Source organism: Collinsella aerofaciens (assembly GCF_020181355.1).
GTDB lineage: Bacteria > Actinomycetota > Coriobacteriia > Coriobacteriales > Coriobacteriaceae > Collinsella.
Genome location: NZ_CP084004.1, coordinates 667519 through 692031 on the forward strand (window position 1 = coordinate 667519; position 24513 = coordinate 692031).

The 24513-nt window shown below is 61.2% G+C and carries 21 protein-coding genes and 1 tRNA gene; 7 read left to right on the forward strand and 15 right to left on the reverse strand.

Features of this window, described 5'->3' with window-relative positions; genetic code table 11:
• Positions 1–87 precede the first annotated feature (87 nt).
• Complete coding sequence (gene tadA, locus LCQ44_RS02890) at positions 88–1863, reverse strand: tRNA adenosine(34) deaminase TadA (protein ID WP_225094029.1); 1776 nt, start codon at positions 1861–1863, stop codon at positions 88–90.
• Positions 1864–1914: 51 nt separating this feature from the next.
• On the opposite strand from tadA, the gene LCQ44_RS02895 reads away from it, so the two are divergent.
• Positions 1915–2004, forward strand: a tRNA-Ser gene (locus LCQ44_RS02895).
• A gap of 2 nt (positions 2005–2006) precedes the next feature.
• Here the strand turns inward: LCQ44_RS02895 and LCQ44_RS02900 are convergent.
• Both LCQ44_RS02900 and LCQ44_RS02905 read right to left on the reverse strand, forming a co-directional pair.
• Complete coding sequence (locus tag LCQ44_RS02900; RefSeq protein WP_225094030.1) at positions 2007–2591, reverse strand: TetR/AcrR family transcriptional regulator; 585 nt, start codon at positions 2589–2591, stop codon at positions 2007–2009.
• Between the two features lie 323 nt (positions 2592–2914).
• A complete protein-coding gene (locus tag LCQ44_RS02905) occupies positions 2915–4177 on the reverse strand; it encodes an IS30 family transposase (RefSeq protein ID WP_225093555.1) in 1263 nt (420 codons plus the stop codon).
• Positions 4178–4436: 259 nt separating this feature from the next.
• On the opposite strand from LCQ44_RS02905, the gene LCQ44_RS02910 reads away from it, so the two are divergent.
• Complete coding sequence (locus LCQ44_RS02910; RefSeq protein WP_006235641.1) at positions 4437–4988, forward strand: LemA family protein; 552 nt, start codon at positions 4437–4439, stop codon at positions 4986–4988.
• A gap of 299 nt (positions 4989–5287) precedes the next feature.
• On the opposite strand, the gene LCQ44_RS02915 is transcribed toward LCQ44_RS02910, so the two are convergent.
• On the reverse strand, positions 5288–6340 hold the full coding sequence (locus LCQ44_RS02915; RefSeq protein ID WP_195363603.1) for a branched-chain amino acid aminotransferase: 1053 nt from the start codon (positions 6338–6340) through the stop codon (positions 5288–5290).
• A 297-nt stretch (positions 6341–6637) separates the two neighbouring features.
• Positions 6638–7276 (reverse strand): DedA family protein, encoded by a 639-nt coding sequence (locus tag LCQ44_RS02920; protein WP_138113555.1) that lies wholly within the window; start codon positions 7274–7276, stop codon positions 6638–6640.
• Positions 7277–7499: 223 nt separating this feature from the next.
• On the opposite strand from LCQ44_RS02920, the gene cysE reads away from it, so the two are divergent.
• A complete protein-coding gene (gene cysE, locus LCQ44_RS02925) occupies positions 7500–8204 on the forward strand; it encodes a serine O-acetyltransferase (protein WP_138375362.1) in 705 nt (234 codons plus the stop codon).
• Between the two features lie 110 nt (positions 8205–8314).
• On the opposite strand, the gene LCQ44_RS02930 is transcribed toward cysE, so the two are convergent.
• The 4 genes from LCQ44_RS02930 to LCQ44_RS02945 all read right to left on the reverse strand — a co-directional run bounded on the left by LCQ44_RS02930 (position 8315) and on the right by LCQ44_RS02945 (position 13013).
• On the reverse strand, positions 8315–10315 hold the full coding sequence (locus tag LCQ44_RS02930; protein ID WP_204986360.1) for an ABC transporter ATP-binding protein: 2001 nt from the start codon (positions 10313–10315) through the stop codon (positions 8315–8317).
• 1 nt (position 10316) lies between these two features.
• Positions 10317–12041, reverse strand: coding sequence for an ABC transporter ATP-binding protein (locus LCQ44_RS02935; RefSeq protein WP_138375060.1), 1725 nt, complete (start codon positions 12039–12041; stop codon positions 10317–10319).
• On the reverse strand, positions 12041–12541 hold the full coding sequence (locus tag LCQ44_RS02940) for a MarR family winged helix-turn-helix transcriptional regulator (RefSeq protein WP_022094370.1): 501 nt from the start codon (positions 12539–12541) through the stop codon (positions 12041–12043). Before LCQ44_RS02940 ends, LCQ44_RS02935 begins: the two co-directional genes overlap by 1 nt.
• A 181-nt stretch (positions 12542–12722) precedes the next feature.
• On the reverse strand, positions 12723–13013 hold the full coding sequence (locus LCQ44_RS02945) for a hypothetical protein (protein ID WP_006235631.1): 291 nt from the start codon (positions 13011–13013) through the stop codon (positions 12723–12725).
• A gap of 294 nt (positions 13014–13307) precedes the next feature.
• Here LCQ44_RS02945 and LCQ44_RS02950 point away from each other — a divergent pair, with 294 nt between their 5' ends.
• Positions 13308–13829, forward strand: a complete 522-nt coding sequence (locus LCQ44_RS02950) for a nitroreductase family protein (protein WP_138375058.1) — start codon at positions 13308–13310, stop codon at positions 13827–13829.
• Positions 13830–14057: 228 nt separating this feature from the next.
• Here the strand turns inward: LCQ44_RS02950 and LCQ44_RS02955 are convergent, their stop codons facing one another.
• The 3 genes from LCQ44_RS02955 to LCQ44_RS02965 all read right to left on the reverse strand — a co-directional run bounded on the left by LCQ44_RS02955 (position 14058) and on the right by LCQ44_RS02965 (position 17236).
• Positions 14058–14633, reverse strand: coding sequence for a hypothetical protein (locus LCQ44_RS02955; RefSeq protein WP_225094031.1), 576 nt, complete (start codon positions 14631–14633; stop codon positions 14058–14060).
• An 84-nt stretch (positions 14634–14717) separates the two neighbouring features.
• Positions 14718–15935, reverse strand: a complete 1218-nt coding sequence (locus LCQ44_RS02960) for a helix-turn-helix domain-containing protein (protein WP_225094032.1) — start codon at positions 15933–15935, stop codon at positions 14718–14720.
• A 266-nt stretch (positions 15936–16201) separates the two neighbouring features.
• Positions 16202–17236, reverse strand: a complete 1035-nt coding sequence (locus LCQ44_RS02965) for a YeiH family protein (protein ID WP_225094033.1) — start codon at positions 17234–17236, stop codon at positions 16202–16204.
• Between the two features lie 193 nt (positions 17237–17429).
• Between LCQ44_RS02965 and LCQ44_RS02970 the strand changes: the two genes are divergently transcribed.
• A complete protein-coding gene (locus tag LCQ44_RS02970; protein WP_050766156.1) occupies positions 17430–18131 on the forward strand; it encodes a GntR family transcriptional regulator in 702 nt (233 codons plus the stop codon).
• A 111-nt stretch (positions 18132–18242) separates the two neighbouring features.
• On the opposite strand, the gene glmS is transcribed toward LCQ44_RS02970, so the two are convergent.
• Positions 18243–20090, reverse strand: a complete 1848-nt coding sequence (gene glmS / locus LCQ44_RS02975; protein ID WP_225094034.1) for a glutamine--fructose-6-phosphate transaminase (isomerizing) — start codon at positions 20088–20090, stop codon at positions 18243–18245.
• A 312-nt stretch (positions 20091–20402) separates the two neighbouring features.
• Here glmS and LCQ44_RS02980 point away from each other — a divergent pair, with 312 nt between their 5' ends.
• Positions 20403–21515: a LacI family DNA-binding transcriptional regulator gene (locus LCQ44_RS02980; protein WP_225094035.1), complete on the forward strand. Its 1113-nt coding sequence runs from the start codon at positions 20403–20405 to the stop codon at positions 21513–21515.
• 113 nt (positions 21516–21628) lie between these two features.
• On the opposite strand, the gene LCQ44_RS02985 is transcribed toward LCQ44_RS02980, so the two are convergent.
• Positions 21629–22279, reverse strand: coding sequence for an HAD family hydrolase (locus tag LCQ44_RS02985; protein ID WP_225094036.1), 651 nt, complete (start codon positions 22277–22279; stop codon positions 21629–21631).
• A 168-nt stretch (positions 22280–22447) separates the two neighbouring features.
• Here LCQ44_RS02985 and larE point away from each other — a divergent pair, with 168 nt between their 5' ends.
• Positions 22448–23326: an ATP-dependent sacrificial sulfur transferase LarE gene (gene larE / locus LCQ44_RS02990; protein WP_225094037.1), complete on the forward strand. Its 879-nt coding sequence runs from the start codon at positions 22448–22450 to the stop codon at positions 23324–23326.
• Between the two features lie 160 nt (positions 23327–23486).
• Here the strand turns inward: larE and modD are convergent, their stop codons facing one another.
• Positions 23487–24353, reverse strand: coding sequence for a ModD protein (modD, locus tag LCQ44_RS02995; RefSeq protein ID WP_225094038.1), 867 nt, complete (start codon positions 24351–24353; stop codon positions 23487–23489).
• Positions 24354–24513 lie beyond the last annotated feature (160 nt).

The following is a 24513-nucleotide window of genomic DNA, read 5'->3' on the forward strand; positions in this document are numbered from 1 at the left end:
TTTGAGTTGCGGTGGAATAGTTCCTGTTTTTGCCGCCTGAGCCGCCAAACATGAACTATTCCACCGCAACTTATAGGGAGTTGGATTTTAGAGGCGGGCGAGGTCGTAAGCTCGGGCGGCGGCTTCACCGGCGCAGATGAGGTTGGTTGTGGCTTCCTGGGGGTCGAGCGCTTGGTCAAGGGGCATGGGTCTGCGACAGACCGGCAAAACTAAGTCGACACCCTGCCCATACACCGCATCCAGGTTGTCGGCACGACCGCCCACGACAGCAATCACCGGCTTGCCATATCGCTTCGCACGACGGGCTACACCCACCGGCGCCTTACCGGCAGCGGATTGCTCGTCCATATTGCCCTCGCCCGTTATGACCAGGTCGGCATCGCGCACGCACTCGTCAAACCCAATCAGATCGAGCACCGTCTCCACGCCCGAACGCAGCTCCGCACCGAGCGCTAGCAACGCGGCGCCCAGGCCGCCGGCGGCGCCGGCACCGGGCACACCGAGCACCGAGCCAAATGTCCGTGCACCCTCGGGCACGCGCAACAACCCCTGAGCCCGCGCCCCGGTAATCGCCGCATCGAGCAGGCGACCATAGCCGACCATCCAGCTGTCGTACCTGCGCAGCGCCTCGGCATCATCCGTCGGTAGACCCTTCTGCCCGCCAAACACCGCCAGTGCGCCTCGACGCCCCACGAGCGGATTCTCGACATCGGAAAGCACCACGACACGCGTGCCATTCAGTACCCGAAGCGCTGGTGCCAAATCGATACCCGCCACGTGTTCAAGGCCCGCCAGGCCGGGGGCGATATTGCAGCCACACTCATCGACAAGATGCGCGCCCAGCGCTTGCAGCATGCCGGCGCCGCCATCGTCGGTGGCGCTGCCGCCCAAACCAATATAGATAGTCTTTGCCCCCGCACGGACCGCGCGAAGTATGAGCTCGCCCACGCCATAGGTCGAAGCCGCAAGCGCCGCCGATTCCGTGCAGGGTGAATACCCAATACCCGCCGCCTCGGCCATCTCAATTACAGCCGAGTCGTGCTCGTCGTCCACCAGCATCCGGGCAGCCACGCAATCATCCAAGGGGCCTGCAACCTCACAGGTCGAGAGCTCGCCACCGCGCGCGGCGATGGCGTCGAGCGTTCCCTCGCCACCATCTGCCAGCGGCAAAGCGCCCAGCTCGGCATCGGGCCACACACGGCACACGCCTTCGGCAACGGCCTTCTCCGCCTGCGCGCTCGAAACGCTGCCCTTAAAGGAATCGATCGCCAGCAGCACACGGCGGGGCCGGCGCTGCACGGGGCCATAGTTGAACGTCTCGCCGGCGAGATCTCCAACACCCGCAAGCGCCTCGGCGTGAGCCGCATGCGCCTCAAGGTTCAAACCGCAACCGACACCGTCGACACCGCGCAGGCCAGCAAAATAGCTGCTCAGCACCTCGCGACATTCGCCTGCCAGCACGCCGGCGGTCACATTAAACCGATGGTTCAGGCGCGAATCGGCATTGAGGTCGTATAGCGACCCCAGAGCGCCCGCTTTAGCATCGGCCGCGCCGTACACGCAGCGCCCCACGCGCGCGTTAACCATAAGCCCCGCGCACATGCAGCAGGGCTCGAGCGTCACGTAGACCGTACAGTCGGAAAGGCGCCAACGACCGAGCGACTGCGCGGCGGCGCACAGGGCCGAAAACTCGGCATGCGCCGAAGGATCCTGGTCGAGCTCGCGGCGATTATGCGCCCTCGCGACGATCTCACCCGCGCGCACCACTACGGCACCGATCGGCACCTCGCCCACCGCCGCGGCGGCACGCGCCTCCGCCAGCGCCTCGCTCATGAACTTCTCATCGATTCCGGTGCTCGTCATCGTTCGCCTTCCCTGTTGCAAATCCAAAACGATGCTATCATTACGACTCACGGAGAGATGGCAGAGCGGTTGAATGCGGCGGTCTTGAAAACCGTTGAGCGCGAGAGCGTTCCGGGGGTTCGAATCCCCCTCTCTCCGCCACCTTAGTGATTCACCGGCGTCATGGTGCGCTCAAACAGCGCATCGACCACGTCGGCCATCTCGGGTCGACGCTCAAGATCGTGACCCGACTCCCACCAATTTGTGAACAGTCGAATAATGCCACCGGCGATAAACTCCGATGTCGTCTCGAGCGAAACGGGCGCCAGGGCATCTTCGGCAAGCGAGCTCATCACACGCTCGCGGATGGAACGCGCAATGCGGTCGCAAATCATGCCGGTCAGCATGCCCGACATGCTGCTGGCCAAAAGGTTATCCATGAGCTGCTCATGCGCCAGAATCATATTCATGGCATCGTCAAAGACCTCGTGGCGAAGCGCCTGTACGTCATCAAGCGGCTCCGCGTCCGCTGCATCGGTCCGGTTTTGCGGCAGACCTGTCATAAGCTCATCGATATAGAAGGCAAAGTAATCGTTTTTATCGCGAAAATGCTTATAGAACGTCGTGCGGCGAATCAGGGCCCGGTCGCAAAGCATGGCAACCGTCAAATCCTCAAACCGATGCTCTTCCAAGAGCTCGGTAAAAGCATCGAACAGGGCACGATAGGTTTTCTTGATGCGAAGGTCCATCCATATCGCCATCCTCAAGGTGTAGACAGCATTCCTTAATTTGTCGCATATCTTACACCTGTACCACCCGTTCCATGTTGGCGCCCCCTCCTTGGCGGGGTTGATTTTCAATCTCAACGCAACAGCCTGAACGGGCCCCGCGTTTCCGCAGCTAGCGCAACGCGGAAATAGCCCCCGGCACCTGCTCGTCGCCTCGTTTCCGCAGGTGGAGAGGCTGTGGAGGCCGGTGCCCCCATGCCGCCGCCGCATGCTCCGCCAGCCCGCCGCGCAGCCGTTCCGGACTCAGCGCAACGGGCCCTCCGGCCCATGTCCCGGCCCGCCGCCTATCCCGCCAGCGGCCCCTCGCCCCTCGCGGCCCTGGCCCTGTCGATGCAGCCGGGCGTGAGGTCGAGCTCGCCGGGCGCCAGCTCCTCTATCCCGAACGCGTCCATGAGGGCGGAGGCGTCCTCCCCGAGGGCCGCCCGCAGCACGCGCGCCGGCGTCAGGAACCCGAGCGCCCCCCTCGGCTCGGAGTTCACCTGCGACATGAGCAGCGCGCAGTCCGCCGCCGTCAGCCGGTCGAACCTGGCCCCTGCGCCCTTGGGCAGCAGCTTCCTGATCTCCACGTGGTTCTTCTCGCACGCGCCCTTCTGCTGGCTCTGCCGGGGGTCGCAGTAGAAGAGCCTGGTCTCGCCGTCCCGCTCGCCGAACAGCGCCGCGATGGCGCCCTCGTCGGCGAACTCGCTCCCGTTGTCGGTGAGCACGGCGCCGAAGGCGCGCCTCGCGCCGTCCTCGCCGAGGACCCCGCGCAGGGAGGAGAGCGCCGCCAGGACCGAGGCGCACGTGCCGTCCGGCAGCGGCAGGGCCAGCTGGAAGCGGCTCGGGCGGTGCAGGAGCGTGAGGAGCCTGGCGGAGTCGCCCCTGGGGCCCTCGACGGTGTCCATCTCCCAGGCCGCGGCGCAGGCGTCCTCGCCGAGCGCGAGGAACGACGCGTGCGACCTGCGCGCCGAGTGGGACGTCGCCCTCTTCGGGGCCCGGCGCGACCTCGGCCTGTAGCCGACCTTGCGCCTGAGCTCCATGTTCGTCATGCCGTCGTAGCCGGCGTCCACCCACCTGTAGACGGTGGAGGCGCTGAGCCCGGGGGTCGTCGCCGCTATCTGCTGCGGGGAGAGCCCGCGCGCGAGCCCGTCCCTGATGGCCGCTAGCTTGGCGGCGGCGCCCTCCTCGGTCTCGTCGATCCCGGACCTGCTCGCCGAGAGCTCGGCGTCGGCCGCCTCCTGCGCCCTCCTGGCGCTGTAGAACACCCTGGGCCTCCTCGAGCAGCCGTAGCCCCTCCTGTGCGAGCAGCCGTTGCAGCACCTCGGCCACGCGGAGAGCCTGGGGCAGGCCCCCGACAGGTCCGCGGGCGCGGGCTCGCCGTAGCGCGAGCGCGGCGCGGTGACGTAGCGGTGCGCCGCCACCTCCCTGGTCACGGTCGACGGCGACCTGCCGAGCTCCGCGGCGATCTCGCGGGCGCTGCGGTTGCGGTCGAGCATCCTCTCGACCGTGTTCCTCTCGTGCCTCGTGAGCCTCCCGTACGACCTTCCGGACGGCTTGGGTCTGGACATGCCGGCCTCCCTCCATCGCGGGCCGGGGGATTCCGGCCCCTCTGGGGTTGCCTACCCGGATTCGCGCCTCAGGACTCAGCGCAACGCGTTGCGCTGAGTCCTGAGGCTGTTGCAATGAAAATGAGAATCAAGGCCCTCCTTGGCGGAAACATAACGCTTACCGGAAAGTTCGGTATCGCCAAAGGTTGCGGGTATACTAGTAGCGTTACACCAACGGCAGCCGGCGCAAAACGCCGCTGCCATTCGAAACGGAGACATCATGCTTCCCGTCATCATCGGTATCGTTGTTGTCGTTGTGATCGCCAGCGCCATCGCCGGCATCTACAACAACATGGTCACCAAGCGCAATCGCATCGATAATGCCTGGCAGAACATCGACACGCAGCTGCAGCGCCGCAACGACCTGATCCCTAACCTGGTCGAGACTGTCAAGGGCTACGCCAAGCACGAGCAGGACACGCTCGCCGCCGTAGTCAACGCGCGCAACGCCGCCGTGAGCGCCACCACCCCCGAGGCCAAGATGGAAGCGGACAACGTGCTGACCGGTGCGCTGCGCCAGCTCTTTGCCGTGGCCGAGGCCTACCCCGACCTTAAGGCGAACACCAACTTTACGCAGCTCCAGTCCACGCTCGAGGACACCGAGAACAAGGTGAGCTACGCACGCCAGAGCTACAACGATTGCGTGCTCAGCTACAACAACGCCATCCAGACGTTCCCGGCTGTTATCTTTGCCGGCATCTTCCAGTTTAAGGAGCGCCAGGGCTTCGAGGCCGCCGAGGCCGCCCGCCAGGCACCGACCGTCAAGTTCTAACAATCACGGCCGAGTCTTAAGCCAGCTCATCAACCCTTTGGGGTCCAAGGCACAAACCTTGGGCCCTTTTCTTATCCACGCACAACGCGCGGCCAAAAGGCCGCGCACCATCTTTAATCAGATTAATTATTGCCTGTTGTGACAACGCCGAATCCGCAGGGCGGAGAGCAAGTTCCCTCCCGGCGCACTCCGCAGGACGCAAGAAGCCCTCGCCGCACGAAGTGCGCAGCGAGGGCTTCTTGCATGTCCGAGGACGCGCCGGGAGGGAACTTGCTCTCCGCCCGGACAGGTAAGACAAATTACGCGACGGTGTAAACCCAGTTGTGCTTATCCTCGACAGCACCGGACTGGATGCCAGTCAGGGTCTCGCGAAGCTTCTTCATCACGGGGCCGATCTCGGTGCAGCCAGCCGGGAAGGTCACGGTCTCATCGGCACCGTAGACCTTGTTGTCGATCTCGCCCACCGGGGAGATGACGGCAGCGGTACCGCACAGGCCGCACTCCACAAAGGTGCCGGCCTTGACCTCGGCCCACTCGACGGGACGCTGATCGACGGTCATGCCCAAATCCTCGGCAACCTGAACGAGCGAACGACGGGTGATGGAGGGCAGGATGGAGTCGGTGTGCGACTGAGGAACGACGAGGGTGCCGTCCTCCTTCACGAACAGAACGTTCGCGCCGCCGGTCTCCTCGACATAGGTGCGGGACTCGGAGTCGAGATACAGGTTCTCGGCATAACCCTCGCGATGGGCCTCCATCGTGGGCTTAAGAGACATGGCGTAGTTGAGGCCGGCCTTGATGTTGCCGGTGCCGTGCGGTGCCGCACGGTCATACTCGGAAACGCGCAGCTTAACGGGCTTAAGGCCACCCTTAAAGTACGGACCGACCGGAGTCACGAGAATGCGGAACGTGTACTCAGGAGCGGGAGCCACGCCAATCACATCACCGGAGCCGATCATAAACGGACGCACGTACAGGGTCGCGCCGGAGCCAAAGGGCGGAACCCAAGCGGCGTTGGCAGAAACGACCTGCTTGACGGCCTCAACGAACTTGTCCTTGGGAAACGGGGGCATCTCGAGGCGCTGGGCAGAGTTATACATACGCTCAGCGTTCATGTCGGGACGGAAGCAGACGATGCTGCCGTCCTCGGCGGTGTAGGCCTTCAGGCCCTCAAAGACCTCCTGGCAGTAATGGAAGATACCGCCGCACTCGGAGACATGCAGGGTGTGGTCGGTGGTCAGGCCGCCCTCGTCCCACTCGCCATCCTTCCAATGAGCCTCGTAGCTGTAATCGGTCTTCATGTAGCCAAAGCCGAGGCTACCCCAATCGATATCCTTCTTCTCGACAGTCATATGTCGCTCCTTACATACACAGTTGCATACTCGCGAACCCGCACGCAAGGACCGAGGCCGACCGCGTCGCAACGTCGCACACCCGGAGCGTAGAGCCGGACGGGACACGCGAGCAGCATCAAAGCCGATGGCACGTCGATTCGCATGCACGAGATTGTACTCCCCGCACGCGTCTGATAAAACGCTTTTCTTTAACTAAGTAAAGTATTTTCATTTGACCGAAGCAAAAAGGCCCGCCACCGTAAGCGGTGACGGGCCTCAACTGTACGGTCTGCGCGCTGGCTCGAGCTAGGCGTTCTATTTACCCAGCTTGGCCTTAACCAGACCGACCACGGTCGGGATGATCGACACGGCAACGATGCCGATAATCAGCAGCTCAAAGTGCTCTTGCACAAAGGGAATGCCGCCAAAGAAGTAGCCCAGCAGCGTAAAGACCGTCGACCAGGTAATGCCGCCCAGCACGTTAAAGACGACAAAGTTGCGCCAGTGCATGCCGCCCATGCCAGCGATAAAGGGCACAAAGGTGCGGATAAACGGGAAGAAGCGACCCAGGAAGATGGCCAGGTGACCCCACTTGTCCAAGAAGTCCTCGGACTTTTTGATGCGCTCGGGCGTCATGGCCTTGACCTTGCCCGAAGCGATGATCTTGCGGCCAAAGAAGTGACCGATCATAAAGTTGCACTGATCGCCCAAAATGGCAGCGGCCCATGCGGTGGCCAGAAGCGCCACGATGTTAAAGCCGCCGTTGTGGGCAAAGAAACCCGAGGCGAACAGCAGCGAATCACCGGGAAGGAACGGGAAGAACACCACGCCCGTCTCGATAAAGATGATCAGGAACACGCAGCCGTAGGCCATAAGCGGGCCGGCGGCGATCCAGCTGGCGATCGCGGTGCGCGGGTCCTTAAGCAGCTCGGCAATAAAATTGATGAAACCCATGAAGTAAAACCTCTCAGTTGTGGGCGCGGATACGTCCAAGTTGACCAGTATACGGTTGCGGTGCCCCCTCGTGCGCAACCCCACAAAAGCATGACTCCATTACCAGCAAGTTTGCATAACTGACACTTGTAGCGCAAAGCCGCCAAGATTGTCCTTTTTAATCCCTAGCGAATCGATATACTTTATTGAATCGCATTGCCATGGCGCTAAGGGAGGGCGGCCGGTGAGCTTTATCAATACCATTCGCGAGGACATCAAGACCGTCCAGGCGCAGGACCCCGCCGCGCAAAACGGTCTGGTCATCTTTCTTTCCTATCCTGGCCTGCACGCCAAGTGGAACCACGTGCCCGAGCACTGGCTGTGGGAGCACGGTCATCGCTCGCTCGCCCGCGTGCTCTCGCAAATCACCCGCCACATCACCGGCGTCGAGATTCACCCTGCCGCGCAGATTGGCAAGCACTTCTTTATCGACCACGCCATGGGCGTCGTCATCGGCGAGACCACCATTGTGGGCGACAACTGTGTGCTCTACCAGGGCGTCACGCTCGGCGGCACCGGCAACGAGACCGGCAAGCGTCACCCCACCCTGGGCAACAATGTCACGGTGGGCACGGGCGCCAAGGTGCTCGGCAACATCTGCATCGGCAACAACGTCAAGATCGGCGGCAACTCGGTCGTCGTTAAGGACGTCCCCGACAACTGCACCGTCGTGGGCGTGCCGGGACGCATCATCAAGCGCAACGGCTGCCGTGTGTTCGAGGAGAGTTTCGACGCCAAGCAGCATCGCGAGTACATGCCCGATGACGCCGCCGAGCAGTCCGCCCTCAACCGCCAGGGCATCACCGAGAATGCCCGCCGCGTCAAGGAACTCGAGCGAGAGGTGGCCGAGCTCAAGGCCCTCGTCGCCAAGCTCGTGGACGAACGCTAGGAACGCAAGCGGCACAAAACGACATCGGCATCAACGCAAAGGCGCGCCAGGGAATTCATCCCCGGCGCGCCTTATTTGTGATGTGGCAAAGAGACTGTCCCTTTGTCACATTATGCGAACTGGCTCAGATAGAGGTCGGCGTAGGCACCCTCGGCAGCCAGCAGCTCCTTATGCGTGCCCTGCTCGATAATGTTGCCGTGATCCATGACCAAGATCAGGTCGGCGTCCACGATCGTCGACAGGCGGTGCGCGATCACAAAGCTCGTGCGCCCGCGCATGAGCGCGTCCATGGCACGACCGATGGCAAGCTCGGTACGCGTATCCACGCTTGAGGTCGCCTCGTCCAGGATGAGAATCGCCGGGTTATTGAGCAGCACGCGTGCGATGGTCAGCAGCTGACGCTGGCCCTGGCTGATGCTTTCGGCATCGTTGGCCACGCGCGTGTCATAGCCCTGCGGCATGGTGCGCACAAAGAAGTCGACCTGCGCGGCGCGCGCAGCCGCCACGATCTCCTCACGCGTCGCCTCGGGACAGCCGTAGGCGATGTTTTCGGCAATCGTGCCATCGAACAGCCAGGCGTCCTGCAGCACCATGCCAAACTGCTGCCGTAGCTCGCCGCGGTCCATGCGGCTCGTATCCACGCCGTCGAGCGTAATACGCCCGCCGTCAATCTCGTAGAAGCGCATGAGCAGGTTGATGAGCGTCGTCTTGCCCGCGCCCGTGGTTCCCACCACGGCAATCTTCTGGCCCGGCTCGGCGGTAAACGACACGTCGTGCATAAGCGGCTTGTCGGGCGAATAACCAAAGCGCACGTGCTCAAAGGAGACGCGACCCTCAACGCGACCCGGCAGCTTGGCGGCCTCGTCCGGCAGCGGATCGGCCTCCATCTCGGGCTCATCGAGCAGGTCGAACACGCGCTCCGCACTCGCCAACGCGCTCTGCAGCGAGTTGAAGGTAAACGACAGCTGCGTCATGGGTTCGGACGCCTCGTAGATAAACTGGAAGAACGCCTGGAACACGCCGACGGTCATGTGACCGGCAACCAGCATGCTGCAGCCCACCAGCGCGATCACGATCTGCGCCAAACGGCCGATAAAGCGCACCGCAGGGCCGACGGCATTGATCATAAAGTCGGCCTTGGCACTCACGCGTGCCAGCTCGCCCGAGGCCTGGTGCACCTCGGCAGAACTTTGGCGTTCGCGGTTAAACGCGCGGATCACCAGACGGCCCGAATAGCCTTCCTCGACCGCACTCGTAATCTTGGACACCCACTCCTGGCGCTCGCCCGTCACATCGTGTGTGCGGCGCGAGACGACCTTCGTCACCAGCAGCGACAGTGCCGTAAAGAACAGAAAGACGAGCGTAAGCTGCACGCTGAACACGAACATCACGCTCACAGCACCAACAACCGTGCCGATCGACACGAGCAGCTGCAGCAATCCGCGCTGCATGCTCTCGGACATCTTGTCCAGGTCGTTGGTCGCGCGGCTGACGACCTCGCCGGGACGATGCGCGTCAAAATAGGCGAGCGGCAGACGGTTGAGCTTTTGCGCGATGCGGTTGCGCAGGCGCAGATTGAGACGCTCAGCGACGCTCGACATCAAAAAGCTCTGGAGCGCATAGAACGAGGCAGCGGCAGTCCAGATCATAAAGTAGACGAAAATGGTCTTGCCGCAGTTCTCCCAGGTGATGCTGAAAGTGGTGTCGTTGGCAAACGCCACCTGAATGTGGCCCCACAGCTCATCGATCACGCGGGCGCTGTAAGCCGGCGCCGCGGTGTTAAAGATGACATAGAACACAATGCTCGCGAACACGATATAGAAGCGCCAATGGTCGCCGGCAGCCTCACTCCACAGGCGGCGCACCGTCGCCCAGGTATCCCGAGGCGTCTCGTCCTCGTCTTCGTCGTCCACGTCGCGCATACGCTCTGCCTCGGCGCGGGCGCGCTCGTCCTCGGCACGTTCGTTTTCCTCGTAGAGCGCTTGGCGGCGAGCCTCGCGCTCCGCCGCCTTGGCGGCTTCGTCCAGGTCGGGCGCGACGCCCGTCTCCTCGACTGTCTCTACAACCGCAGCGCCATCGACGATGCCCTGCTTCTTGAGCTCCTCGGTCATGCTACTCACCTCCCTTCATCTGCGATTCCGCGATTGCGCGGTACACCTCGCAGGTTTCCATGAGCTCGTCGTGCGTGCCTAGGCCCACGATCTCGCCGTCTTTGAGCACCACGATCTGATCGGCATGCAAAATAGTCGAGATGCGCTGGGCGATGATGAGCACCGCGGCATCGCACGTCTCGTCCTGCAGCGCATGGCGCAGTGCCGCATCGGTCTTAAAGTCCAGGGCCGAAAAACTGTCGTCGAAGATATATAGATCGGCATGCTTCATGAGTGCGCGGGCAATCGCCAGGCGCTGGCGCTGACCACCCGAGAAGTTCGTGCCGCCCTGGGCCACCGGCGTATCGAGCCCCTGGGGCTGGTCGAGCACAAAGGTGCTCTGGGCAACCTCCAGCGCATGGAGCATGTCAGCCTCAGTCGCGTCTTCGTTGCCAAAGCGCAGGTTGCTCGCCACCGTACCCGAGAACAGCCATGCCTTCTGCGGCACATAGGCGATACGCCCGCGGATGTCGTCTTGCGAAAGGTCGCGCAGATCGATGCCATTCAGGCGAATGGCGCCCTTCGTGGCATCGTGGAAGCGAAGCAAGAGCTTGGCCACCGTCGACTTGCCCGAACCCGTCGAGCCTACAATCGCCGTGGTCTGGCTACGGCGACAGGCAAAGCTCAGGTCGCACAGGGTATCCTCGTCGGCATCGTCAAAACGGAACGACATGTGGTCGAACACGGCCACCGCGTCGGCACCGTCAACAGACTCCGCCGCGCACGTGTCCAGCGTGCGCTTGCCGTCCACGATGCTCGGCTCAATCTCCAACACCTGCTGCGCACGGTTCAGGCATGCGGCGGCGCGTGGGAGCGTCAGAATCACCATCTGCGCCGTCATCACAAAGAACAGGATCAGGATCGCGTACTCCAGCACGGCCGAGATGCTACCGATTTGCATGGCGTGGACGCCCACGCGGTTGCCGCCCACCCACAGCACCGCCACCTCGGCGATATTCATCAAAAAGAAGCTGGAGCTGTCGAGACCCACAAACAGGTGGTTGACCTTGATGGCATTGGCCGCGTAATCGCTAAACACCTCGTCCAGGCGCTGCTCCTCGTGGCGCTCCTTGTTAAATGCGCGGATGACGCGCACGCCCACGATGTTCTCGCGCAGCACCACGTTCATGCGGTCGATAAAGCTCTGCAGGCGCATAAAGATCGGCGCGGCGTTGGCAACGGTAAAGACCGCCGCCACCAGCACGATCGCAACCACCACGCCCAGCAGCGTACCCATGGCGGGATCGATGAACCAAGCAAAAATGATGCCTGCCACGGCCAAGAACGGCACCGGCAGCACCAGCTGAATCGTCTGAAGGACAGCTTGCTGAATCACGTTGATGTCGTTGAGCGAGCGCGTGATCATCGAACCCGTGCCAAAGCGCTCAAAGTCGCTGGCGGACAGCTCGAGCGACTTGTCGTACACGGCATTGCGGATATCGCAGGCCACGTTGGCGGCCAGGCGCGCCGAAAGATAGCAGCCCAGCACCGTGCCGCCGCTGGCCATGCCGGTCGCGATAAGCATGTACAGGCCGTTGCGTAATATATAGTCGACATCACCCGTGGTAATACCGGTGTTGACCATGTTCGCCAGCATCGTGGGAACCAACAGCGTACCGACGTTATCTATCAGCACCGCAAACAGCGTCACCGCAATCAGACCGCGGTACGGCCTCATAAACCTCATTAAGAGTCGCATGCGTCCCCCTCGCCCTTATCGTCAGTCTCGTTCTCGGCGGCCACTTGCCGTTTAAATGCCTCGCACTCTTCGTTAAGAACATGGGAGAACTTACCGACCAAGCGCATGATCTCGCACTGTTCCCACGGCTCGAGCGCCTCGAATGCCTGTTGCTCGGCTTTTTGCGCCGGCAACGCGTAGCGCTTGGCAAACCGCACGCCTTCTTCGGTCAGTCGTACAACCTTGTTTTTACGACTGCCCTCGGCAAACTCCAACGTCGCAAGCCCTCGCGCCCTAAGCGTTTTAATCGCCGAATTGATGGTCTGTTTGCTGTAGAACCATTCACTCGTCAGCCGACTCACGGCAACGCTTCCGCCCGCTGCACTCGTGTCGACGAGCATCCAGTAGGCGCAGTCCGAAAGGCCGCAGGCGCGCGAGAACTCCGAATAGATATGGTCGAGTCCATTGAGCAACCGATCGAAGTCGACCAGCGTAACCGCACTATTCATCTATCCCACCATTCAATTGTCCGATTTTTGACCAATTATGTGTCTCTAGATTAGTCCGAGTTTTGACTATCGTCAACAGGCTCTCCGCAAATGCGTGCATTTTTATGGCCTATCGGCAGAAAAAGACCGCCGGCGCGGGGGCGGCGCCAGCGGTCACGTGAAAATCGGGTTTTATTGCCTGTTAAGCGGCGACGGCCTCATAGACCGTAGCGCCCGAGAAGCTGTCATGCAGGCTCTTGCCGGCAATCCACGGCAGCTCGACGACCTCGCAGACCGTGTTGACCAACTCAGAACAGTCAGTAAAGTGGCCCTTGTCGTTGAGGGCCTCGCAATCCTGAACACGCCAATAGCCATCGGTGTGCGTGATGTAGTACTCGTGATCGTTGATCGACACGAAAGCGCGCGTCTTGGAACGCAGCAGCTTCAGAAATCCTTCGAAATCGGTCTCGACGACATCTCCAGCCTGGAACATGATGTTACCTCCTGGCCCGGCGCCACCACGGCGCATTGATAAACGTTGGTACTCCTTTAGTAAAACCCTTATCAGAGGTTATGCGTTCGTCATTTAGGCAAGTGGTAAAAAACCGCAGGGTAGACGGGATAAAACGTTTAACCATCCCATTTGTTTGTCACATTCTGAAGGTACTTTTATGCAAACCTACTTTCCCAATTGGAATCTATCCTTTTGGCCGGGCAATTGACCGTCTATCGTTTGAGCCCGACGGGTATGAACGGGGCATCTGCAACGCCACCGCAAGGAGACACCATGGAGACTATCGAAGCACTCATTCACCGCCGCAGCTGCCGCAACTACAGCGATCGTCCCGTCGAGGCCGAAAAGCTTGCACGTATTATCGAAGCCGGCCAATATGCACCGAGCGGCATGGGCCGCCAGCCGGTGACGTTTGTCGCCGTCACCGACCCCGCGACCGTCGAGCGTCTCTCGCAGCTCAACGCGCAAGTCATGGGCAGCAACAGCGACCCCTTCTATGGCGCCAAGACCGTTGTGGTGGTGCTGGTTGACCGCAGCGTGCCCACACATCTGGAAGACGGCTCGCTCGCCATGGGCAACCTGCTCAACGCTGCCTATGCGCTGGGCGTTGATTCGTGCTGGATTCATCGCGCCCACGAGGTTTTCGATTCGCCCGAGGGCCTGGAGCTACTGGCCAGTTGGGGTCTACCCGCCGACGGCAGCCTGCGCGGTGTCGGTCACTGCATTCTGGGCTATGCCGAGGACACGCTGCCCGAGCCCAAACCCCGCCGCGACAACGTGGTCTACGTAAGGTAATTAGTTCCGCCATTCTACCGAACGGCGGGCTCGTTGACGCTGCGCGGGCCGCATTCACGCCAATCTGACGTTCAATTTCGAGGGCGCGACCAGAAGGTCAGCGCCCTCTCATTTCACGTCACCTTGGCGCAAATGCGGCTCGCTCGCTTTTGGCGACTGACATCGAATGAGCCACTGTCTTGGGCAGCTAAAAAAGCCCCGTCCCAAATTAGCTGCCCCACTCGCAACTTATCCCGCCGATGGAGTTATTGCCGTTTCGCTCGTCTGATTCGCATCGACGTCGTCGCCTTGCTTGTCTTCGTCCTTTTGCACATCGGCGATGGTGGAGGCCGCCGCAACGATACCGCGCTGGGGCGCGACGCCTGTCTGGGTCTGTGCGCCCTCGACAACTTCTGTGCCTGCATGCGCGAGCTCGGGCGATTTAAACATTGCGTCCAAGTTGGCGCCACCGCCGGCATATCCGAGCGCAGCGAGCGCGATGACGATCACTGCAACGGCGGCCACGATCGGCACGTAGCGATGCCAGCCGGCGGGATTGAGCCCGCTGCGGCGAGCCGCCCCGCGGCTGATGTAGCCGAGCGTTCCGTCGTGCTTGAGCTTTGAGCCCACCACGCGTTTGCGGCCCCACAGCGAGGACTCTGCCTGCATTGCCAAGCGGGCGCTTGCCGAAGGATAGCCGTATTTAGTGCGCTTGAACGAGCCATCAAACCCCGAGGCGTGTTTGCCCCACGTCACCGATGTTGTGCGTCGGTTGACCGGCGCGGCACTCCGCCTTCTGCGGCTCGGTTTTGAAGTCTCAGCCATATGCCCTCGCACGCCGTAACCAAATCGAAACAATAACGCTTTGGACTGTAGCACACGCGTCGCGTGCGGTCACGGGCGCCTCGCTCAACGGTCATCGTCCTTCAGCAAGCGCCACAGCGTTGTACGGCTTATGCCCAGCACCTCCGCCGCACGGGTTCGGTTGCCGTGGAGATGGTCTACAACCAGATGCGCGATATCTCGCTCGGTATCGGCCAGCGGTCGCAGGATATACAGGTCACTTTCAAGCGTCGGGGCGCCAAAGGTTGCGGTCTTAATCACGTCCTCTTGGGCGAGCACTTCCTCCGCCACAGCGCGGTCCACCGTGCCCGCCCCCACCAATATATACAGTCGTTCCGAGACCTCGCGGAGCTGCAGATAATTGCGCGGCCAGCGGTAAGCATCGAGCGTCTTCGTCGCCGCGACAGACAGCGTGGGCGCTGCCGTTCCAAATGCATCAGCGAGATATTCCAAATAGCGCGCAGCCTTCGTCGACGCGGCTCCCTGCTCGGCGATTGCCGGCGCCACGCTCACCGCACAGGCGAAGCGCTCGGACACAAAGGCGGCTTGATCACTTTCGCTGCCGCCCGGCATGTCATTCGCCGTCAGCACCACATGGCAGCGCGTCGCCAACGCGGTGTCGGCCATCGTGGAAACGAGCTCGCGAAGGCGCTGCGGACCAACCGCGTTCCAGCCCTCAATGCAAAGTGTCAGCCCCGTTTGGAACAGCGGCGATTCGGAGCTTTTGAGCACATGGCGCCAACCGCGATCGGTGAGTTCATCGAGCGCGACGGAAACAAAGGGCTGATCGGCAAAAGGACCGTCCAGATAGAGGCGCTTGGCGATCTCGACCTGACCCGCTCCCAGCTCGCCCTCGAGCATAAGGGGCACACCGCGCGCGTAGCTCTCGGCAACCGGTGCAGCCACCGCAGCGGCACCCTCAACGATGCCGTACGCGCTCGATTCGTAGCGGGCCTCAACTTCGTCGGCGTTGAGCCACTCGATGCCCGCATGCGCCGCGGCACCGCGCACCTCACGCGCCACGACCACCCAAAGGCCCCCGCCCTCTTTGTCGGTGGGGCGAACGGTCAGGCTCAGGCGCGTACCCGCACGCCCCATAACAAGACGCGCGCCGTCTCCTATACGGTCGAGGCGCTCAGCGACAAAAGCCGCCACATCCCGCTCGAGCGCCGCGTCATTCATGGTCGAGATCGCGACGTCCCCACGCGCATCGATTGCCAATGCCGAGGCCCCGGCAGCAGCCAGGGCTTCGGTCAAGATGTTCAGCTTGACATCGCTATCCATTATTTGCCCCTGTCCGCAGCGACGCGCAACCGCCGACGGTCGCACGACCGAGTGTTTCAGAATTGAACGATATTGCTCATCAAACACTATAGGGCAGAAAGCGCCGTCCTGCGAGTATAGGTGTTGCCCCGCATCACCATCCTGGCGGGGCGATAAGAGCTCTTCGGGACTTATAAACCTGCGGACAAGCCATACCCGCAAGAGCTCCTATCGCTCCACCGCAGGCTTGCGCTCACCGGCAGCCAGCACGCGAATAAGCTACTTCTCTACCAGATTCCCAGCACGTGTTGCATTCCCAAACTCATGCACGCAATACCAATCCAGCAGCAAAAGCCCAGCGCGATGGGCTTGCCGCCCTTTTTGACCAGCTCGACGATATCGGTATTAAAACCAATAGCCGCCATGGCCATCACAATAAAGAATTTCGACAGCTCCTTGATGGGCGCCGTGATGGACACGGGAAGCTGAAACACCGTGGTGATCACGCTCGCCAGCACAAAGAACAGCACAAACATGGGAAACGCGCGTTTAAGGGAGAACGTGCTTTTGGCGTCGCCGCCGGCCTTGCGTGCCAGATGCATCTGCCAGCATGCGAGGACCAACGTGATGGGAATAATGGCCAGCGTCCTGGTGAGCTTGACCACTGTAGCGCTCTCGAGCACATTGGCGCCGGGATGCATGCTGTCCCAAGCGCTCGCCGCAGCCGTTACGGACGAGGTGTCGTTGATGGCGGTACCGGCAAACAGGCCAAAGCCCTCGTTGGTCAGCCCGAGCATGCCGCCGAGCGTCGGAAACACGAGCGCCGCGATAACGTTAAACAGGAAGATGACCGAAATGGCCTGGGCAATCTCGCGATCGTCGGCATCGATGACGGGCGCGGTCGCAGCAATGGCCGAACCGCCGCAAATCGACGAACCCACACCCACAAGCGTCGCGATCTTGCCCGGCACGTTCATAACGTGGCAGAGCACAAAGGCGATGACAAGCGAGGTCGAGATTGTCGCCACGATAATCGGCAGCGGCTGGGCGCCCTTGGACAGAATCTGGGAGAGGTTCATGCCAAAGCCAAGCAGGATAACCGCGTACTGCAAGACTTTTTTGGACGTATAGGTGACGCCAGCGGCGAGCTGTTCGCGACGATTCTTGGGAAAGACGAGCGCCAGGACCATGCCAAAGAGGATGGCAAATACCGGACCGCCGACCACCTCAATTTGTTTGCCGAGCAGCGTCGCGGGAATGGCGATGATCAGGCAGAACAAGACGCCTTTCCAGCGCTCGCGTACGATATTTGCCAGTTGCATATGGGATTCCTTCTTTCTATTTCACGTTTGCGACGGCTTATGATACGGCAACATTGAGCGCAGCCTTGCGCAAACACAGACTAAGATGCCGCAATAGTTCTCAGGCAACAGCCGAATTACCCACCGCGGAGAGCTGATTCGCGGCATAATTAACAACTGACATATGAGTTTGATAGAACAGTTGCGAGGCGCTATGGAAGAATCGATGCACGTCGGCGAGCAGGAAACGAGCCTACAGGACCAGTCCTACCACACCATTCGACGCAAAATCGTCTACCTGGACTACAAACCGGGCGAAAAGCTGGGCGTCAAGCAACTTTGCGACGACCTGGATATGGGTCGCACGCCCGTGCGCGAGGCTTTGGTTCGCTTGGCGCAGGAAGGCCTGGTGCGCACCGTGCCCCAGAGCGGCACCTATGTCTCGCCCATCAACCTCACCCTTGCCGAGAGTGCCTGTTACATCCGCGAGCATCTGGAAAAGCAGGTGATTGTGGAGTGCTGTGCGCGCGCCACGTCGGCCGGCATCGAGCAGCTCGACCGCGCCATCGTGCTGCAGGAAAAGGCCATGGCCGAAGAGGATCGCATCGGCTTCTTTTTGAGCGACAACCTCATGCATCACATGATTTTTAGCATCGCATGTCGCAGCACCGTGTGGTCGTGGCTCGAAGAGACCAATGCCGACCTGGAGCGCTTCCGCTGGCTGCGCGCCGCCACGCAGGTTCTCGACAATCAGGACATCGTGAACGAGCACAAGCAGATTCGCCGCGCTATCGCCGGTCGCGACCCCATCGAAGCGAGCTTTTTGGTCAGCAAGCACCTGCATATGATGTTCCGCAACCAGACCGAGGTTCTGGACCAGTTCCCCGAGTACTTCGAGACCAGCAAGCTCCGCTAACCTGCCAAATTGGGACAGGTTCATTTTGGCAGGTTTTATCTGGGCAAATGAAACAAGGCCCGGCTCCGCTGCAACGGAGCCGGGCCTTGGTCGCCAGAATGGCGGAACCAACTACTCCACGGTAACGCTCTTTGCCAGGTTGCGGGGCTGGTCGACGTCGCAGCCGCGCAGGATGGCGACCTCGCGGGCGAGCAGCTGCAGCGGGACGCTCGCCGTGATGGGGCTGAACACGTCGCGGACTGCTGGCACGCGGATAATGCAGTCGGCGATTTTGTTGATCTCCTCGTCGCCCTCGGTGGCAACGACGATGACCTTGGCGCCGCGCGCCTTGCACTCCATAAGGTTCGACACGGTCTTGTCGTAGGTGGCACTCTTGGTGGCCACGGCGATGACAGGGAAGCCCGGGTCGATCAGGGCAATGGGGCCATGCTTCATCTCACCGGCGGCATATGCCTCGGCGTGCAGGTAGCTGACTTCCTTGAGCTTGAGCGCACCCTCGTAGGAAATAGCGGCACCCATGCCGCGGCCCACGAACAGCGCCGACTGCGCGTCCTTGCACAGCAGGGCAGCCTCATGAACGGCCTCGGTTTGGGTATCCAAAATCCACTGGATCTGCTCGGCCGTATCGGAAAGCTCGCGGAACAGCATGCGCGCCTGCTTGGTGGTCAAGCGGTACTTGACCTGCGCCAGCAGCAGGGCCAAAAGCGTAAGGCTCACGACCTGGCCGATGAAGCTCTTGGTCGAGGCGACCGCGATCTCCTTGTTGGCCTTGGTGTAGATGACGCCGTCGCTCTCACGCGCCACGGGGCTGCCCACCACGTTGGTGATGCCGAAGACCTTGGCACCCTTGATGCGCGCGTCGCGAATGGCGGCAAGGGTATCGGCCGTCTCGCCCGACTGGGACACGGCAACGACAAGCGTCGTCGGCGTAATGATGGGGTTGCGATAACGGAACTCGCTGGCCGCCTCCACCTCGGTGGGGATGCGAGCCCAGCCCTCAATGAGATTCTTGGCAATGAGGCCAGCATGATAGCTGGTGCCGCAAGCGATCACGTAGACGCGGTCGATGTCGTTGAGTTCCTCGAGCGAAAGGCCCAGCTCGTCGATGTCGAGCTCGCCGGCCGGCGTCATACGACCAACCAGCGTGTCGCGCACGACGCGCGGCTGCTCGTGAATCTCCTTGAGCATAAAGTCGGGATAACCGCCCTTTTCTGCCATGTCCAGGTCCCAGTCGATGTGGGTGACCTTGGGCTCGATAACGTTGCCGGCCTCGTCGGTGTACTCGACGCCTGTGGGCGTGAGCTTGGCAAACTGACCGTCCTCGAGCACCACGACATCGCGGGTGGCGTCGATGAGCGCGATGACATCGGAGGCGACATAGGCGCCGGTCTCGCCCACGCCGACTACGATCGGGGAATCCTTGCGGGCCACGGCGATCACGCCGGGCTCGTCAGCGCACACGGCGGCCAGACCATAGGCACCGACCACGTGGGTGCAAGCCTCGCGCACGGAGGCCATCAGGTCGTGCGTCTCGGCATAAGCCTCTTCGATCAGATGCGCGAAGACCTCGGTATCGGTCTCGCTCTTAAAGTGGTGGCCGCGGCCCTCCAGCTCTTCGCGCAGCTCGGCGAAGTTCTCGATGATGCCGTTGTGGACGATGGCGATACGACCGTCGCAGCTGGTGTGGGGGTGAGCGTTAACGACGGAGGGCTTGCCGTGGGTGGCCCAACGGGTATGGCCGATACCGCAGGTAGCGTCGCTGTCGATGTTGGAAAGCTCGCTCTCCAGACCCGCGACCTTGCCCACGCGGCGGATGACGTCAAGGTGCGCCGCGGCGCCCTCGCCCACCTCGAGCGCGACGCCCGAGGAGTCATAGCCGCGATACTCCATACGCTTGAGGCCCGTGACCAGGATGTTCTTTGCAATATCAGAGCCGGTGTAGCCGACGATTCCGCACATAAGATAAATCCCTTCGTTCGCGTGACTGCAAGACGTCCACGCACAAGGGGCGCTGAGACGTATAACGTTCGAGTATTGTACTCACGCAAACGCAAGCTGATATACCAGAAGTGGTATCTCAACTTAGATACCACTCGATGCACACACGTCCAGCCGGTCCAAACCACCACAAAGGTGCCTGCCCCCTTCGTGGTGGTCGCGCTGGCAATAGCGTTTGCCCAGATAAAACCTGCCAAAATAAACCTGTCCCTTTTTGGAAGGTTTGGGATGCTACAATCTGGCTTGTACTTGAAACGCATCAAAGGGGCCGCTATGGCAAAGGTAAAAATCAGCGACGTCGCGCGCGAGGCCGGGGTTTCGTTGGGCACGGTTTCCAACGCGCTCAACCACCCCGAAAAGCTGCGCCCCGAGACCCTCAAGCTCATCAACGAGACCATCAATCGCCTTGGCTACCTGCCCAACCAAAGCGCCCGTCAGCTCGCGGGCGGCGCCACCAAGTCCTTTGGCCTGGTGCTCCCCCGTCTCGATCACGGCTTTTCGCTCCAAATCGCCAGCGGCGCCCACAACGAGGCCCGCAAGCACGGCTACGACTTGCTCATCGCCAACGCCGATAACGACGATATTCTCGAGGACCATTACCTGCGCTACTTTATGGGCACCCAGATGTCCGGCGTCATGGTTCAGCCCATGGCATCCCCCGACTGGCACCCCGCCATGACCAAGATGCCCGTGCCGATCGTCCATCTGGACATCCATTGCTCCGAGCCCGGCTACTACGTAGCGGCCGACAACGAGGCCCAGGGTCGCATCATTGCCGAACTTGCTATCGCCCGCGGCGCGCACCATATTGTCGTCGTCGGCCGAGCAGCATTTATGCAACTCACCCTGCGCGTCCTTGGCATTCATAAGGCGCTCGCCCTGCACCCCGATATCAAGATCGAAGTCATCGACGCCGGCGAATGGAATACCGCTGCCGACGGCTACGGCATCGGTGCCCAAATCGCCGAGCGCCCCGCGGACGAACGTCCCGATTTTGTCGTCGGCCTGACCGATGTGTTGGCCTCGGGCGTCGTTTCGGCACTGGTCAACAAGGGCATCTCTGTCCCCGGGCAAGTACGCGTGGCCGGATGCGACGGCAACCCGCTCGCTTGGAGCGGATCGGTCCCGCTCACTACGGTAGCGCCCCCGGGCTACGAGATTGGCCGCAAGGGTGTCCAACTGCTGATGGAGCAAATCGAGAACAAGGTCCCGACAAAGACCAAGCATATCCACGTCAGCTCTGCCGCGCGCACCGTCACCGCGGTCACGGCCATCGAGGGCATCAACCGCCAAGAACTCGTGCGGCCGTTCCTGCTGGAACGCGCCAGCACCCAGGCAAGCAGCCAGACCGACGCCACGGCCATCAACCTCGGTGCGTATCTATAGCACGCCCGCAAGTATGCTAAGTCGCCGCTCAAGCAAAAGGGGCCCGACCATTGCCGGGCCCCTTTTGCTTGAGCGCAAACGTGAGCAATCGCTCGTTTCAACGCCGCAATTTTCTAGCGCACAGTCTTGATTGCCGCCGCCAGGTCGAACAACGTATCGAGCACGGCCTCGCAGCCATCCACCACGTCCTGCGGCAGCGGCACGATATCGGGGACGGCAAAGACATGGCAGCCGGCCGTAATGCCCGAGACGCAACCGTTGCGCGAATCTTCGACCACGGCACATTCCTCGGGAGCAAAGCCCGCGCGCTCGCAGGCGAGCAGATACATCTCGGGGTCGGGCTTGCCGTGCACGACGTCCTCGCCACACGTTACCGTTTCAAACTTGTCAAAGAGGCCAACCATCTTAAGGTTGCGCTCCGCCGTAACGAGGCGCGACGACGTCGCTAGACCCACGTGATAGCCCGCAGCCAGCAGCTCGTCTAGGCACTCGGCGGCGCCGGCCTTAAGCTCCAGCTCGGTCTTGACCATCTCGTCGCGAATCTCCTTGTGGCGGACATAGACCGCCTCGGTGGTTTCATGGCTGCCGTAATGCCTATCGAGGATGTCCATGACATCGGGCAGCGTGCGGCCGATAAACTGATGGATCAGCGCTTCATCAATCGCGAGCCCCAGCTCAGCGGCGCCTGCCTTCCAGGCCTTAATCCCCAAACGCTCGGTATCGACCAGCGTTCCATCCATGTCAAAAATAACAGCCTTGATCATATCGGTCCCCCTCGCCGGATTGCATTACTGCCACTCTACCGCACTTTACAAGCTTGTATATAACGTATATAGCATATTGCACTTTCGTTACATAGCTGGAAGTCTTATGACAAGCAGCTCGGTGGGATTATAGTTTCATCCGAGCTTTAATAACTGTAAGGAACTTTCATGCTTTCAGACACCGCCGCACCCGCAGAGGAGCTTCAGGACAAACTCGCAGCACTCGAGCAGCTGCTTTTGGCATACGGACGCGTCGCCATCGGCTTTTCCGGTGGTGTCGACAGCAGCTTTTTGGCCGCGGTCTGCGCCCGCATCATGCCTACCAATACCCTCCTCGTCCATCTCACCACGCCGCTCATCGGCACGCCCGAACAGACTTCGTTTGAGCAGTCCGTTGATGGGCAAGCTGATGAAGGGGCGCATTTTAAGCTCCCCGTGCTCAATCTTTCGGTCGATCAGCTGCAGCTCCCCCAGGTAGCCTGTAACGATGCCAATCGCTGCTACCACTGCAAGCACGCCGGCTTTACCGCCATCGTCAACCACGCCAAGTCGCTCGGCTTTCCCACCGTCATCGATGGCAGCAATGCAAGTGATCGCGGCGACTACCGCCCTGGTATGCGCGCGGCAAAAGAGCTCGGCGTACGCTCCCCTCTCATGGAGGTCGGCTTTACCAAGGACGAAGAGCGCGAGCTGCTGCGCGCATGGGGCTATCCCGTTTGGAACCTGCCGGCGGGAGCATGTCTTGCCACGCGCGTTCCCACGGGCGAGGAGCTTACGCGCGAGAAGGTCGATTTAATCCGCGCCTGCGAGGATTACCTGCACGATCTTGATCTGGCACAGGTACGCGCGCGCTTGATCGGCGGCTGCATGCATATCGAGGCCGCACCCGCAGATGTTGCCAAGATTGCCGCCCTCGGCGGTGCCGCCATCGACGACAAGGGCAAGACCCCGCTGCCCGCCGTTATCGAGTCCGCGCTGCGCGAGCTGGGCTGCGACCATATCTCCCCCGAGGTCACCCCCTACATCCACGGCAACATGAACCAGTAGCGCATCCCGATAAGTTGCGGTGGAATAGTTCCTGTCTTACGGCCTATCGGACCCAAACAAGAACTATTCCACCGCAACTGTGTTTGGCAAGCATGGACCCGCGAAGAAAGAAGCATTTTATTATTGGGCGCGTTTGTCCGGGCAAACGCGCAGCGACGCGCTAGGCGAACATCTTGACGCTCATGTCGACGGGATTCGCTGTGAAGCAGGACGTGGTCACGAGGCCATCAACGCCGGTCGACGCGTACTCGGCCGCGTTGTCGGGACGAATCCCGCCCGCTGCAACCAAGGCCACATGAGGATCGATTCCATGTAGCTCCTCGACAAGCGGCCCAAGCTCAGCGACCGGCACTTTGTCGAACTGAATACCGTCGACGCCCGCCCTCACCAGCCTGCGAGCGTCATCGGCACCCGCCTCGACAAACAGCTTTTTCTCGATGCAGCGCCGGCGAACCCGAGGCAGAAGCTCAATAAGCGCATCGAGTCCCGTTGCTCCAGAAGGCGCTGTCATAAACCTGGTATGGTTGTCGAACACCAATACGGTCTCGGAAAGGCCCATGCGATGTGGAAACGCTCCGCCCGCAACGACCGCCTTGGTCAGCAGATCCCTATTGCCCGGCGTGCTCTTTCGCGTCGTCAGCACCTCGCACATGGGATTGGCAGCATGCGCGGCGTCGACCATTTTGCGCGTCTTGGTTGCCACAGCCGAGTAGTGGTCGAACATATTTAGGCCGACTTTCCATAGCAGATGCAAATTGGCGGCCGAACCGCATACACGCATAAAAGATCGCCCGGCTTCAACCTTTGTTCCCGAGGGCTCAAACCACTCGACCGTCAGGTTCAGCATAGTTGCCATACGCACAACCTCCTCCGTGCAACAAAGCACGCAGTTCTCGCGCGTGTAATACTCCATCGCACCGAGCGCCTCACCGATTCCCAGGATATGCGTCGTAAGATCGATATAGGGGACATCCTCGGCGATAAGCTCCTCAAGCCGCGCGTCGCTTATACGGATAATGTCGGGCATGGGGCCTTCTCTCTGTCATTGTTCTCGACGAAGAATAGCGTATCGCTTTCCCAGCCTATACGGTACAACCTCATCAGCAGCGTTTGTCCCGCATCTTACGTATTCTGCCGAGCAAACGTCCTGCGGCGTCTCCTGCTAGACTGGTAGATTCCCAACCGTC